Below are 13,073 nucleotides of genomic sequence, written 5' to 3' on the forward strand. Positions count from 1 at the left end.
GGCCGGATGTACAGAGGGGAACGGATGGGCCAGGCAAGAAATTACCGCTGCAGCGGCGCCTGGTTACGAGTGAAAGGTGATCTGCATCACGCCTGGCGGCTTAGAACTGAAACTAATGGAAACTCATTAACTTCCGTATTTGACAATCATTATCATTGCGAATAGTTTGTCGCACGTCGCAGGAAGCTTGCCCCGGAGGGGGCGCTCCCTTTCCCGTTCGAGACAAGGTGATTTCCATGGCGGAACAACTATCCACAAGTAAGTGCGATTCACCACTTTTGCAGGCATTCGTCGACAATCGCAGCATCCTGGTCAAGATCGCGGCACGTATCACCGGCTGCCGCTCGCGCGCCGAGGATGTGGTGCAGGACGCGTTTTTCCGACTCAGCGCCGCCCCGCAGATCACCTCGTCGTTCAAGGCCCAACTCAGCTACCTGTTCCAGATCGTGCGCAATCTGGCCATCGACCATTACCGCAAGCAGGCGATGGAGCTGAAATATTCCGGCAGCGAGGAAGAAGGCCTGAATGTGGTGATCCCCAATGCATCGCCCGAGGCCATGCACATCAACCTGGCCGCCCTGGAGCACATCGCCGAGGCGCTGAACGAGTTGCCCCAGCGCACCCGCTACGCCTTCGAGATGTACCGCCTGCACGGCGTGCCGCAGAAGGACATCGCCAAGGAACTGGGGGTATCGCCGACCCTGGTCAACTTCATGATCCGTGATGCCCTGGTGCATTGCCGCAAGACCGCCAACCGGCAAGCCTGATACATCGGCGGCGCCTGCTTCGCGGGTAAACCCGCTCCCACAGCGATTGCGCAGAGCCTGAACTGTGGGAGCGGGTTTACCCGCGAAGCAGGCGCCACGATTCAGACCAGCTTGCAGCGCTCGAAGAAGCGCTCCCGCCCCAGAATCATCAAGGCCGCGCGCTTGTGCGGGAAATCGAATTCCTTGTCGCAGTGGAAGCACTGGTCGTGCATGTAGCCGATCATCTTGCCGTTGTCGGCACGCGGCTCGGCCACCACCCGCTGGGTGCGCGGGTCGTCGAGGAACAGGTAGTGGACCAGCGCCGACAGCCAGCTGGCCACCTTGTGCGGCCCGCGGTGCGCCTCCTCCCCCACCAGCATGTGCACGCCCCGGTCGTAGTCGTCGGCCGGGTAGAACGGCGCGATGCGGTCTTCCTTGGCCCAGTAGGCCTCGAAGTAGGCGAACGGCTGATCATCGAAGCAGCCGATCAGGGTCAGGGTGTGCGGGTCGGCCGCCTGCTTGGCCAGGTACTCGCGGTGTTGTTCCAGCGAACCGCCCTCCTGCCAGAATTTTTCCACCCGGGGGTTGTTCTGCCAGCGGTTGAAGCGCTCCAGGTCCTGGTCGATCTCCAGCGTGCGCAACGATACCCAGCTGCCCAGGCGCGCATCGAAACGGCGATACACCTCGCCGCGGGGCTTGGGCGCCCGGCGCGGGTGGCGCTTGCCATTGCTGATCTGCATCTGCTGCGGGTAGACGCTCTGGGCGCAGACGCCGAGCCACGGCTGCGGCAGCTGCCAGAACAGGGTGCGCTCGCACAGGTACACACCGGGCTCGTCCGTGGCCAGCAGCAAGCCGCTGGCCAGCGCTTCGGGCACCGACTGGGGCAGGTGCAGCGTCAGGCGCTGGCGCGACGGGTCGCGTGACAGCAGCCAGTAACAGGCGGCCCAGAGGGCCTGCCGGGGGTGCTCCGGGCAGCATTCCCGAACATGCACGGCCAGGGTTTCGCCTGGCTCCAGGCGCGCCTGGATCAATGGCCGGTTTTCAAGGGTCAGGTTCAACCAGCAGTCGCCCTCATCGGCGCTGAGGCTACGCCAACGTGGCAATGACAGGGGCTGCGAAGCGGCATCGAACGGCATGGTCTTGGCTCACGGAGAAAAGAAAAGGCTCACACCTGAAAACGTCGCTCCGGCCAGGGAATTTAGTCTTTGGGCGCGGCGACGGTGATCTGATAAGGCGCGAAGATGCGCGTCAGCTCGCCACTCTCACGCAGGCCGCGCAACAGTGCCGCGAACTGGCGATCATTGACGGGCGCGCCGGGGCGCAGCAACGCGTAGTGGTGGTAGACCTGGTCGACGCGCTGCGAAGCGAACAGCTGCTTGTCGCTTTCGCGGTTGCGCCGCAGGAAATCGCTCAGGTACGAACGCGTCACCAGGGCGATGTCGGCGCGGCCGTACTGGACCATCAGCAGGTTGCTGTCGTGGGAATAGGTCAGCGTCGCCTTGAACGTATCGCGCAGGTAACCGGGGTCGGAATTGAAGTGGGCAAAGGCGTAGTGATAGCCGTTGAACAGCGCCAGGCGCTTGCCGCGCAGGTCGTCGAAGTACTGCTGGTCGCGGCCGGGCACCTTGCTGGCGACGAACACTTCGGCATCCTCCAGGCCCATGTCGACGGTCTGGTGGGGGATCTGCTGCCAGCCCCATTCGGGGTTCTCGAAGATCGCCATGTCGGTGCGACCCTGCTGGAAATCGCCGAAACGCCGCTGGATGGACGTGGGCACCAGAACGAAGCGGTAGTCCGCCTGCTGGCGGTTCAGCGCCTCGACCAGTTGCGGCAGCAGGCCGGTGTCGGCACCCTGCTCGGGGCGCACGGTATAGGGCGGGAAATGCGCGGCACCGATCTTCACCTCGACAGGCCCGCCGGCCCACGCTGGCACCGCCAGCCCTGCCGCAGCCAGCATCAACAGGGTGGACAAGGCCTTAAGGCCGGGCGCTGGAGTCAAGACGGACGCTCATCACGGTTCATTCCTGGATGCGCCTAAGCTAGGCGTTTTCCCGCCAGGGCACAACCGCTGGTTATGCCAAAGTGACGGCAAACTGCCAGGGGATGCCGTGTGGCCGCACATTGGCTACGCTGCTTGGCAGGCATGACGAGGGAGCCTGGTATGGGCCACTGGTTGGTGATCGACCTGGAAGCCACCACCGATGACGGTGGCTGGCCGGTCACGGAGATGGAAATCATTGAAATCGGCGCCAGCCTGGTGACCCGGGAAGGCCGCGAGGTGGACCACTTCCAGCGCTTCGTGCGGCCGCGTCGGCGGCCGCAGCTGACGCCGTTCTGTCGCGAACTGACGCACATCAGCCAGGCCAGTGTCGACAGCGCCGCCGGGTTTGCCGAGGTGTGGGAGCGTTTCGAGCGCTGGCTGGGGCATCACCGCGGGCAGTTGCAGGCCTGGGTCAGCTGGGGTGACTACGACCGCCAGCAACTGCTGCAGGAGTGGCAGCAGCACGCGGTCGACAGCCTGTTGCGCCAGCTGCCGCACATCAACCTCAAGCAGCGCTTCGCCAAGGCCCGCCACCTGCAGCGTCCGACCGGGCTCAACGGTGCCCTGCAACTGGCCGGCATGCATTTTTGCGGGCAGCAGCACCGGGCCCTGGAAGATGCCCGCAATACCGCACGCCTGCTGCCCTTGAGCCTGCCTGCGAACGGCACCTGAAAGCAGATGACGGGGCGAATGGGCTTGGGCATACTGGCCAGCCCTTTTTCATCCCCCTTTTCAGGAGTCGCCCATGTTCCAGGTCAACGAGTACTTCAACGGCACCGTCAAGTCGATCGCCTTCGCCGGCGAGGAAGGCCCTGCCACCGTGGGCGTGATGGCCCCGGGCGAATACGAGTTCGGCACCGCCAAGCGCGAGATCATGCACGTGGTGTCCGGCGCCCTGACCGTGAAGCTGCCGGGTAGCGACAACTGGGAAACCTTCAACGCCGGCGACAAGTTCAATGTGCCGGCGGACAGCAAGTTCCAGCTGCAGGTGAAGGTCGATACCGCCTACCTGTGCGAGTATCGCGACTAAGCGATCGCCTGCACCGGCCTCTTCGCGGGCAAGCCCGCGAAGAATCCAGCACTAACCTTTCAGGAAACCCGCCACCTTTTCAGCCGCAGCCTGCAGATGTTGTTCATGGCTGAACCCCGAAGCCTTCAGCGGCTTCAGGTCATGATCCCCCGCCACAAGCCAGCTCACCTCGATTGCCGGTGACAGCGCATACCCCACCACTGCCTCACGATTGCCCAGCGCATCGCGCTCGCCCTGCACGATCAACGTGCGCGTGTGCAAACCGGCCAAGTGCTCTACCCGTGGTTTCTCCGGCTTGCCCACGGCATAGAACGGATACCCCAGGCACACCAGCGCATCCGCCCCCAGCTCATCGGCCAGCAAACTGGCCATGCGGCCGCCCATCGACTTGCCGCCGATCGCCAGGCGGCCCGTGACCAAAGGTCGCACCTGGCGGTACACCTCGCGCCAGCATTCGAGCAGCACCTGCTGCGGATTGGGCGGCCGCTTGCCGCCGCCATTGCGCCGCTCGGCCATGTAGGGGAACTCGAAGCGCACCACCCCGACCCCAAGCGCCGCCAGCCTTTGCGCCATCTCGTTCATGAAATCGCTGTCCATCGGCGCCCCCGCGCCGTGGGCCAGGATCAGGCATGCAGACGCGCCGCCCTCCCCCCCCTTTTGCGCAGGATCGCAGCGCAAGCCTGGGACATTCCCGATCTTCGCCCATTGATCCCCGTCAATACCGGCACATTGCCCGTCTTTCATGCTTGCCTCGCTTTACAGCCTGCCAAAATAACCGTGGATGGGAACCCATACATGAACACAACCAGCAGTACCGCCTACAACTACAAGGTGGTCCGCCAATTCGCCATCATGACGGTGGTGTGGGGAATCGTCGGGATGGGGCTCGGCGTCTTCATCGCCGCCCAGCTCGCCTGGCCTTCCCTCAACTTCGACCTCCCATGGACCAGCTTCGGCCGCCTGCGACCCCTGCATACCAATGCGGTGATCTTCGCCTTCGGCGGCTGTGCGCTGTTCGCCACCTCCTATTATTCGGTGCAACGCACCTGCCAGACCACCCTGTTCGCGCCCAGGCTGGCCGCGTTCAGCTTCTGGGGGTGGCAACTGGTGATCGTGCTGGCGGCCATCAGCCTGCCGCTGGGCTACACCAGCTCCAAGGAATACGCCGAGCTGGAATGGCCGATCGACATCCTGATCACCATCGTCTGGGTCAGCTACGCCATCGTGTTCTTCGGCACGCTGATGAAACGCACCACCCGGCACATCTACGTGGGCAACTGGTTCTTTGGCGCCTTCATCCTCACCGTGGCACTGCTGCACATCGTCAACAACCTGGAGCTGCCGGTCAGCCTGACCAAGTCGTACTCGGTGTACGCCGGCGCCACCGACGCCATGGTCCAGTGGTGGTACGGCCACAACGCGGTGGGTTTCTTCCTCACCGCCGGCTTCCTCGGGATGATGTACTACTACGTGCCCAAGCAGGCCGAGCGCCCGGTGTATTCCTATCGCCTGTCGATCGTGCACTTCTGGGCGCTGATCACCCTGTACATCTGGGCCGGCCCGCACCACCTGCACTACACCGCCCTGCCCGACTGGGCCCAGTCGCTGGGCATGGTGATGTCGCTGATCCTGCTGGCACCGAGCTGGGGCGGCATGATCAACGGCATGATGACCCTGTCGGGGGCCTGGCACAAACTGCGCAGCGACCCGATCCTGCGCTTTTTGGTGGTGTCCCTGGCGTTCTACGGCATGTCCACCTTCGAAGGCCCGATGATGGCCATCAAGACGGTCAACGCCCTGTCCCACTACACCGACTGGACCATCGGCCACGTCCACGCCGGCGCCCTCGGCTGGGTGGCGATGATCTCCATCGGCGCGCTGTACCACACCATTCCGAAAGTGTTCGGCAAGCAGCAGATGCACAGCCTCGGCCTGATCAACGCGCACTTCTGGCTGGCGACCATCGGCACCGTGCTGTACATCGCCTCGATGTGGGTCAACGGCATCGCCCAGGGCCTGATGTGGCGCGCGGTCAACAGCGACGGCACGCTCACCTATTCGTTCGTGGAAACCCTGGTGGCCAGCCACCCAGGCTTCATCGTGCGCTTCGTCGGCGGCGCGATCTTCCTCAGCGGCATGTTCCTGATGGCCTGGAACACCTGGCGCACCGTGCGTTCGCCGGCGCTCGACATCGCCCCTGCGAACGCCCAGCTGGCTTGAGGAGACCTGCCTGATGAAACATGAAGTCATCGAGAAAAACGTCGGCCTGCTGGCCCTGCTGATGGTGTTTGCCGTGAGCATCGGCGGCCTGACCCAGATCGTCCCGCTGTTCTTCCAGGACGTCACCAACAAGCCGGTCGAGGGCATGAAGCCCTACACCGCGCTGCAACTGGAAGGCCGCGATATCTACATCCGCGAAGGCTGCGTCGGCTGCCACTCGCAGATGATCCGCCCGTTCCGCGCCGAAACCGAGCGCTATGGCCATTACTCGGTAGCCGGCGAAAGCGTCTGGGACCACCCGTTCCTGTGGGGCTCCAAGCGCACCGGACCGGATCTGGCCCGGGTCGGCGGGCGCTACTCGGACGACTGGCACCGCGCGCACCTGTACAACCCGCGCAACGTGGTGCCGGAATCGAAGATGCCAGCCTACCCGTGGCTGGTCGCGGAAACGGTCGACAACAGCCATACCGACACCAAGATGCGCACCCTGCGCACCCTCGGCGTGCCCTACAGCGACGAGGACATCGCCGCTGCCCGCGAGGCCGTCAAGGGCAAGACCGAGATGGACGCCCTGGTCGCCTACCTGCAGGTGCTCGGCACCGCCATCAAGAACAAGAGGTAACCGCCATGGAAATGGACATCGGCATGATCCGCGGCCTGGGCACCCTGGTGGTGATGGTCGCCTTCATCGGCCTCTCGCTGTGGGTGTTCAACCGCCGCCGCGACCATGATTTCGCCGAAGCGCGCCTGCTGCCCTTCGTCGACGACCGCCTGCCCCCTGCCGGGCAGGAACCTGCTGCTATCAGGAGTAATCGGCAATGACCACCTTCTGGAGTACGTACATCAGCGTACTGACCCTCGGCAGCCTGATCGGCCTGGCCTGGCTGCTGCTGTCGACCCGCAAGGGCCAGAGCAACAGCACCACCGACCAGACCATGGGGCACAGCTTCGACGGCATCGAGGAGTACGACAACCCGCTGCCCAAGTGGTGGTTCTGGCTGTTCGTCGGCACCCTGGTGTTCGGCGCCGGTTACCTGGTGCTGTACCCGGGCCTGGGCAATTTCAAAGGTATCCTGCCGGGTTACGAGAACGGCTGGACCGGCGCCAACGAGTGGCAAAAGGAGATGGAAAAGGCCGACGCCAGGTTCGGGCCGATCTTCGCCAAGTATGCCGCGATGCCCGTGGAAGAAGTCGCCAGGGACCCGGCAGCACTGAAGATGGGCGGGCGCCTGTTCGCCTCCAACTGCGCGGTGTGCCACGGCTCGGATGCCAAGGGCGCCTACGGTTTCCCCAACCTGACCGACCAGGACTGGCGCTGGGGTGGCGAGCCGGAGACCATCAAGGCGTCGATCATGAATGGGCGACATGGGGTGATGCCGGCCTGGGCCGAGGTGATCGGGGAACAGGGTGTGGCGGATGTCGCCGCGTTCGTGCTGACCAACCTCGATGGGCGCAGCCTGCCGGACGGGGTCAAGGCTGACCCAGTGAAGGGCAAGGAGATCTTCGCTGGGAACTGCGTGGCCTGTCATGGGCCCGAGGGCAATGGCACACCGGCCATGGGCGCGCCGAACCTGAACCACCCGCAGGCGTTCATCTATGGGTCGAGCTTTGCCCAGTTGCAGCAGACCATTCGCTACGGGCGCCAGGGGCAGATGCCGGCCCAGGCGGAAATCCAGGGCAACGACAAGGTGCATCTGCTGGCGGCTTATGTGTATAGCCTGTCGCAGGATCAATCTGCGCAAGACCTGACCACCCAGTAAGACCTCTTCGCGGGCAAGCCCGCTCCCACAGGTTCCCCATTGCCATCAGGCTTGCGGAGTTTCTGTGGGAGCGGGCTTGCCCGCGAAGGGCTGCAGAGCAGCCCCTGTCCCCGCCAGCCCCTCGCTTGCACCCCCTCCGAACAGAACTAAGCTTGTTGCCTCAGTGGCTATCGCTCCACATGGACCGATTCAGCCCCGGCGCACAGCCTGACGCCGAGCCAGAAAAAGCTTGACCGATCGATCAGAAAAAGGCGAAAAACGGTACACATTACAAATATTTATTTGTGTACAATCGACGGTACCCAACCAACAAGAACACCAAAACCGTGGAACCTTAGCATGAGCACAGCAATCAGTCCGACTGCTTATAACTACAGGGTCGTCCGCCAGTTCGCCATCATGACGGTGGTCTGGGGGATCCTTGGCATGGGCCTCGGCGTCTTCATCGCCTCGCAACTGGTGTGGCCGCAACTGAACCTGGACCTGCCCTGGACCAGCTTCGGCCGCCTGCGCCCGCTGCACACCAACCTGGTGATCTTCGCCTTCGGTGGCTGTGCGCTGTTCGGCACCAGTTACTACGTGGTGCAGCGCACCTGCCAGACCCGGCTGATCTCCGACAGCATGGCCGCCTTCACCTTCTGGGGTTGGCAGGCGGTGATCGTCGGCGCGCTGATCACCCTGCCGATGGGCTACACCACCACCAAGGAATACGCCGAGCTCGAATGGCCGCTGGCGATCGTCCTGGCCATCGTCTGGGTCACCTACGGCCTGGTGTTCTTCGGCACCATCGTCAAGCGCAAGACCAAGCACATCTATGTCGGCAACTGGTTCTACGGCGCCTTCATCGTGGTCACCGCGATGCTGCACATCGTCAACCACATCTCGCTGCCAGTGAGCCTGTTCAAGTCGTACTCGGCGTACGCCGGCGCCACCGATGCGATGATCCAGTGGTGGTACGGCCACAACGCGGTGGGCTTCTTCCTCACCACCGGCTTCCTGGGGATGATGTACTACTTCGTGCCCAAGCAGGCCGAACGGCCGATCTACTCCTATCGCCTGTCGATCGTGCACTTCTGGGCGCTGATCACCCTGTACATCTGGGCCGGGCCCCACCACCTGCACTACACCGCCCTGCCCGACTGGGCGCAGTCGCTGGGCATGGTGATGTCGATCATCCTCCTGGCACCGAGCTGGGGCGGCATGATCAACGGCATGATGACCCTGTCCGGTGCCTGGCACAAACTGCGCACCGACCCGATCCTGCGCTTCCTGGTGGTGTCCCTGGCGTTCTACGGCATGTCCACGTTCGAAGGCCCGATGATGGCCATCAAGACCGTGAACTCGCTGTCGCACTACACCGACTGGACCATCGGCCACGTCCACGCCGGCGCCCTCGGCTGGGTGGCGATGATCTCGATCGGTGCCGTGTACCACATGATCCCGCGCCTGTATGGCCGCGAGCAGATGCACAGCGTCGGCCTGATCAACGCGCACTTCTGGCTGGCGACCATCGGCACCGTGCTGTACATCGCCTCGATGTGGGTCAACGGCATCACCCAAGGCCTGATGTGGCGCGCCATCAACGATGACGGCACGCTGACCTACTCCTTCGTCGAAGCCCTGCAGGCCAGCCACCCCGGCTATATCGTCCGCGCCCTGGGCGGCACGTTCTTCGCCTCCGGCATGCTGCTGATGGCCTACAACGTGTTGCGCACCGTCCGTGCCGCCAACCCGGTACAGGCTGAGGAAGCCGCCAAGATCGTCGTCGTGGGAGCGCACTGATGAAGCATGAAGCCGTCGAGAAGAACATAGGCCTGCTGGCCTTCTTCATGGTCATCGCCGTGAGCGTCGGTGGCCTGACCCAGATCGTCCCGCTGTTTTTCCAGGACGTCACCAACAAACCCGTCGAAGGCATGAAGCCGCGCACCGCGCTGGAAGTCGAAGGCCGCGACATCTACATCCGCGAAGGCTGCGTCGGCTGCCACTCGCAGATGATCCGCCCGTTCCGCGCCGAAACCGAGCGCTACGGCCACTATTCGGTGGCCGGTGAAAGCGTCTGGGACCACCCGTTCCTGTGGGGCTCCAAGCGCACCGGGCCGGACCTGGCCCGAGTCGGCGGCCGCTACTCCGACGACTGGCACCGCGCGCACCTGTACAACCCGCGCAACGTGGTGCCGGAGTCGAAGATGCCGGCCTACCCGTGGCTGGTCGAGAACAAGCTCGACGGCAAGGACACCGCGAAAAAGCTGGAAGTGCTGCGCACCCTCGGCACGCCGTACACCGACGCCGACATCGCCGGCGCCCGCGACGCGGTCAAGGGCAAGACCGAGATGGACGCGCTGGTCGCGTACCTGCAGGGTCTTGGCACCATCATCAAAAGCAAACGGTGACGCTGATGGATATCGGGATGATTCGCGGCCTGGGCACCGTCGTGGTGATGGTGGCCTTCGTGGGCCTGGCGCTGTGGGTGTTCAACCCGCGGCGCAAGAAGGACTTCGACGAAGCGACCCAACTGCCCTTCGCGGATGATCCCGGGGCCAGCAAGCACGTCGAGCAAGCAAAAGCGTCTGGGAGCAAACAACAATGACAACCTTCTGGAGTCTGTACGTTACCGTCCTGACCCTGGGCACCATCTTCTCGCTGACCTGGCTGCTGCTGTCGACCCGCAAGGGCCAGCGCGAAGAGGTCACCGACGAAACCGTCGGGCATGCCTTCGATGGCATCGAGGAATACGACAACCCACTGCCGAAATGGTGGTTCTGGCTGTTCGTCGGCACCATCATCTTTGCCCTTGGCTACCTGGTGCTGTACCCGGGCCTGGGCAACTGGAAAGGCATCCTGCCGGGCTATTCGTACCTGGATAACGACAAGCAGACCGAGTTCTCCAACGGCCAGCCGGGCTGGACCGGCGTGCACGAGTGGGAAAAGGAAATGGCCAAGGCCAATGCGCGCTTCGGGCCGATCTTCGCCAAGTTCGCGGCCATGCCGATCGAAGAGGTCGCCAAGGACCCGCAAGCCCTGAAAATGGGCGCCCGGCTGTTCGCCTCGAACTGCTCGGTGTGCCACGGCTCCGATGCCAAGGGTGCTTATGGCTTCCCCAACCTGACCGACCAGGACTGGCGTTGGGGCGGCGAGCCGGAGACCATCAAGACCACCATCATGGGCGGCCGCCACGGCGTCATGCCGGCCTGGGGCGAGGTGCTGGGTGAGCAAGGCGTGGCGGATGTCGCCGCGTTCGTCACCAGCAAGCTCGATGGCCGCACCCTGCCGGAAGGCGCCAAGGCCGATGCCGAGAACGGCCAGAAGCTGTTCGCCGCCAACTGCGTGGCCTGCCACGGGCCTGAGGGCAAGGGTACGCCGGCCATGGGCGCGCCGAACCTGACCCACCCGCAGGCGTTCATCTATGGCTCGAGCTTCGCCCAGCTGCAACAGACCATCCGCTATGGTCGCCAGGGGCAGATGCCGGCGCAGGAGCAGCTGCAGGGCAATGACAAGGTGCACCTGCTGGCGGCTTACGTGTACAGCCTGTCGCATCAGCCGGAGTCGGATCGACAGGCCGAGTAAGGCAGGCCTGGCCTCTTCGCGGGCAAGCCCGCTCCCACAGGTACTGTGCGCCACCTGTGGGAGCGGGCTTGCCCGCGAAGAGGCCAGCAAAAGCAGCACAAGATGACCTGGATCAATTGACACCCGCCATAACACGATTCACGCCACCAACCCAACGCGACTAAAGGTCGCAGTGCGATCCCATATCGTCACCAGCGGCGTATCATTGATCGCAGAGCGCTAGCAGCATGCGCCAGACCACGGCCGGCACGTACTGGCCGCGGCGTTTCTCCACTGCCGTGGGACTTGATGATGAGCAAGCAGATTCCAGTACATGACGTCACCCCGCCTGCCAGCAAAGGAAAGGATTCCGTCGACCTCTACGCCTCCCGCGAGAAAATCTACACCCGCGCCTTCACCGGCATCTTCCGCCGCCTGCGCATGGTCGGCGGGGCCGTGCTGTTCCTGCTCTACTTCGGCACCGTGTGGCTGAACTGGGGCGGTCACCAGGCCGTCTGGTGGAACCTGCCCGAGCGCAAGTTCTACATCTTCGGCGCCACCATCTGGCCGCAGGATTTCATCCTGCTCTCGGGCATTCTCATCGTCGCCGCCTTTGGCCTGTTCTTCATCACCGTGTTCGCCGGCCGCGTGTGGTGCGGCTACACCTGCCCGCAAAGCGTGTGGACGTGGATCTTCATGTGGTGCGAAAAGGTCACCGAAGGCGACCGCAACCAGCGCATGAAGCTCGACCGGGCCCCGATGAGCGGCAACAAGTTCCTGCGCAAGCTGGCCAAGCACAGCCTGTGGCTGCTGATCGGCTTCGTCACCGGCATGACCTTCGTCGGCTACTTCTCGCCGATCCGTGACCTGCTCGGCGACTTCTTCACCGGCCAGGCCGACGGCTGGGCCTACTTCTGGGTCGGCTTCTTCACCCTCGCCACCTACGGCAACGCCGGCTGGCTGCGCGAACAGGTGTGCGTGTACATGTGCCCGTACGCACGCTTCCAGAGCGTGATGTTCGACAAGGACACGCTGATCGTCTCCTACGACCCTCGCCGTGGCGAAACCCGCGGCCCGCGCAAGAAGGACACGGACTACAAAGCCCAGGGCCTGGGCGACTGCATCGACTGCACGATGTGCGTGCAGGTCTGCCCCACCGGCATCGACATCCGTGACGGCCTGCAGATCGAATGCATCGGCTGCGCCGCCTGCATCGACGCCTGCGACAGCATCATGGACAAGATGAATTATCCCAAAGGCCTGATCAGCTACACCACCGAGCACAACCTGTCGGGGCAGAAGACCCACATGCTGCGCCCGCGCCTGATCGGCTATGCCGTGGTGCTGCTGGTGATGATCGGCGCCCTGGCCACCGCCTTCGCCACCCGCTCGCTGGTCGGCTTCGACGTCAGCAAGGACCGCGTGCTGTACCGCGAGAACGCCCAGGGCCGGATCGAGAACGTGTACAGCCTCAAGGTCATGAACAAGGACCAGCGCGACCACGTCTACGTGCTCGACGCCGCCGGCCTGCCCGACCTCAAGCTCGAAGGCCAGCGCGAGATCCGCGTCGCCGCCGGCGACATCGTCAGCCTGCCGGTGCAGCTGTCGGTGGCCCCGGAAAAACTGCCCTCGACCACCAATGAAATCACCTTCATCCTCAAGAGCGCCGATGACAGCGCCGCCGAGGTCGAAGCCAAGAGCCGCTTCATCGGCCCACAGATCCGCTGAGAGAG

Annotated in this window: 15 protein-coding genes; 12 read left to right on the forward strand and 3 right to left on the reverse strand. The window is 63.9% G+C overall.

What is annotated here, in order from left to right; all coding sequences use genetic code 11:
- The first annotated feature begins 236 nt into the window (after window positions 1–236).
- A complete protein-coding gene (locus ACIP21_RS22555; protein ID WP_400692306.1) occupies window positions 237–767 on the forward strand; it encodes an RNA polymerase factor sigma-70 in 531 nt (176 codons plus the stop codon).
- A gap of 101 nt (window positions 768–868) precedes the next feature.
- On the opposite strand, the gene ACIP21_RS22560 is transcribed toward ACIP21_RS22555, so the two are convergent.
- Together ACIP21_RS22560 and ACIP21_RS22565 are read right to left on the reverse strand one after the other, a co-directional pair.
- Complete coding sequence (locus tag ACIP21_RS22560) at window positions 869–1,882, reverse strand: GNAT family N-acetyltransferase (protein WP_400692309.1); 1,014 nt, start codon at window positions 1,880–1,882, stop codon at window positions 869–871.
- Window positions 1,883–1,944: 62 nt separating this feature from the next.
- Window positions 1,945–2,745, reverse strand: coding sequence for a substrate-binding periplasmic protein (locus tag ACIP21_RS22565; RefSeq protein WP_400692312.1), 801 nt, complete (start codon window positions 2,743–2,745; stop codon window positions 1,945–1,947).
- 162 nt (window positions 2,746–2,907) lie between these two features.
- Between ACIP21_RS22565 and ACIP21_RS22570 the strand changes: the two genes are divergently transcribed.
- Window positions 2,908–3,459, forward strand: coding sequence for an exonuclease domain-containing protein (locus ACIP21_RS22570; RefSeq protein WP_400692315.1), 552 nt, complete (start codon window positions 2,908–2,910; stop codon window positions 3,457–3,459).
- Between the two features lie 73 nt (window positions 3,460–3,532).
- Entirely contained in the window at window positions 3,533–3,817 is a 285-nt protein-coding gene (locus ACIP21_RS22575) for a pyrimidine/purine nucleoside phosphorylase (RefSeq protein WP_013973489.1), read from the forward strand.
- A 51-nt stretch (window positions 3,818–3,868) separates the two neighbouring features.
- Here ACIP21_RS22575 and ACIP21_RS22580 read toward each other — a convergent pair whose 3' ends face one another.
- On the reverse strand, window positions 3,869–4,561 hold the full coding sequence (locus ACIP21_RS22580) for an alpha/beta family hydrolase (RefSeq protein WP_400692318.1): 693 nt from the start codon (window positions 4,559–4,561) through the stop codon (window positions 3,869–3,871).
- A 51-nt stretch (window positions 4,562–4,612) separates the two neighbouring features.
- On the opposite strand from ACIP21_RS22580, the gene ccoN (ACIP21_RS22585) reads away from it, so the two are divergent.
- From ccoN (ACIP21_RS22585) to ccoG, 9 genes are all read left to right on the forward strand, one after another.
- A complete protein-coding gene (ccoN, locus tag ACIP21_RS22585) occupies window positions 4,613–6,037 on the forward strand; it encodes a cytochrome-c oxidase, cbb3-type subunit I (RefSeq protein WP_400692321.1) in 1,425 nt (474 codons plus the stop codon).
- Between the two features lie 13 nt (window positions 6,038–6,050).
- Window positions 6,051–6,659 carry a cytochrome-c oxidase, cbb3-type subunit II gene (gene ccoO, locus ACIP21_RS22590; protein WP_400692324.1) on the forward strand — a complete coding sequence of 203 codons (609 nt, stop codon included), beginning with the start codon at window positions 6,051–6,053 and terminating at the stop codon, window positions 6,657–6,659.
- A gap of 5 nt (window positions 6,660–6,664) precedes the next feature.
- Complete coding sequence (locus tag ACIP21_RS22595; protein WP_400692326.1) at window positions 6,665–6,859, forward strand: cbb3-type cytochrome oxidase subunit 3; 195 nt, start codon at window positions 6,665–6,667, stop codon at window positions 6,857–6,859.
- Window positions 6,856–7,797, forward strand: a complete 942-nt coding sequence (gene ccoP, locus ACIP21_RS22600) for a cytochrome-c oxidase, cbb3-type subunit III (protein ID WP_400692328.1) — start codon at window positions 6,856–6,858, stop codon at window positions 7,795–7,797. The genes ACIP21_RS22595 and ccoP (ACIP21_RS22600) overlap by 4 nt, the downstream gene beginning before the upstream one ends.
- 339 nt (window positions 7,798–8,136) lie before the next feature.
- Window positions 8,137–9,579 carry a cytochrome-c oxidase, cbb3-type subunit I gene (ccoN, locus tag ACIP21_RS22605; protein ID WP_400692331.1) on the forward strand — a complete coding sequence of 481 codons (1,443 nt, stop codon included), beginning with the start codon at window positions 8,137–8,139 and terminating at the stop codon, window positions 9,577–9,579.
- Window positions 9,579–10,187: a cytochrome-c oxidase, cbb3-type subunit II gene (gene ccoO, locus ACIP21_RS22610; protein WP_400692334.1), complete on the forward strand. Its 609-nt coding sequence runs from the start codon at window positions 9,579–9,581 to the stop codon at window positions 10,185–10,187. The genes ccoN (ACIP21_RS22605) and ccoO (ACIP21_RS22610) overlap by 1 nt, the downstream gene beginning before the upstream one ends.
- A 5-nt stretch (window positions 10,188–10,192) precedes the next feature.
- The gene (locus ACIP21_RS22615) at window positions 10,193–10,384 is read left to right on the forward strand and encodes a CcoQ/FixQ family Cbb3-type cytochrome c oxidase assembly chaperone (protein ID WP_027921276.1); all 192 of its coding nucleotides are present in this window, start codon (window positions 10,193–10,195) and stop codon (window positions 10,382–10,384) included.
- Window positions 10,381–11,361, forward strand: coding sequence for a cytochrome-c oxidase, cbb3-type subunit III (gene ccoP / locus ACIP21_RS22620; protein WP_400692337.1), 981 nt, complete (start codon window positions 10,381–10,383; stop codon window positions 11,359–11,361). Before ACIP21_RS22615 ends, ccoP (ACIP21_RS22620) begins: the two co-directional genes overlap by 4 nt.
- Before the next feature lie 291 nt (window positions 11,362–11,652).
- Window positions 11,653–13,068: a cytochrome c oxidase accessory protein CcoG gene (ccoG, locus tag ACIP21_RS22625; protein WP_400692340.1), complete on the forward strand. Its 1,416-nt coding sequence runs from the start codon at window positions 11,653–11,655 to the stop codon at window positions 13,066–13,068.
- Window positions 13,069–13,073: the final 5 nt, after the last annotated feature.

The sequence above is a fragment of the Pseudomonas sp. NPDC089401 genome, from assembly GCF_044749485.1.
GTDB lineage: Bacteria > Pseudomonadota > Gammaproteobacteria > Pseudomonadales > Pseudomonadaceae > Aquipseudomonas.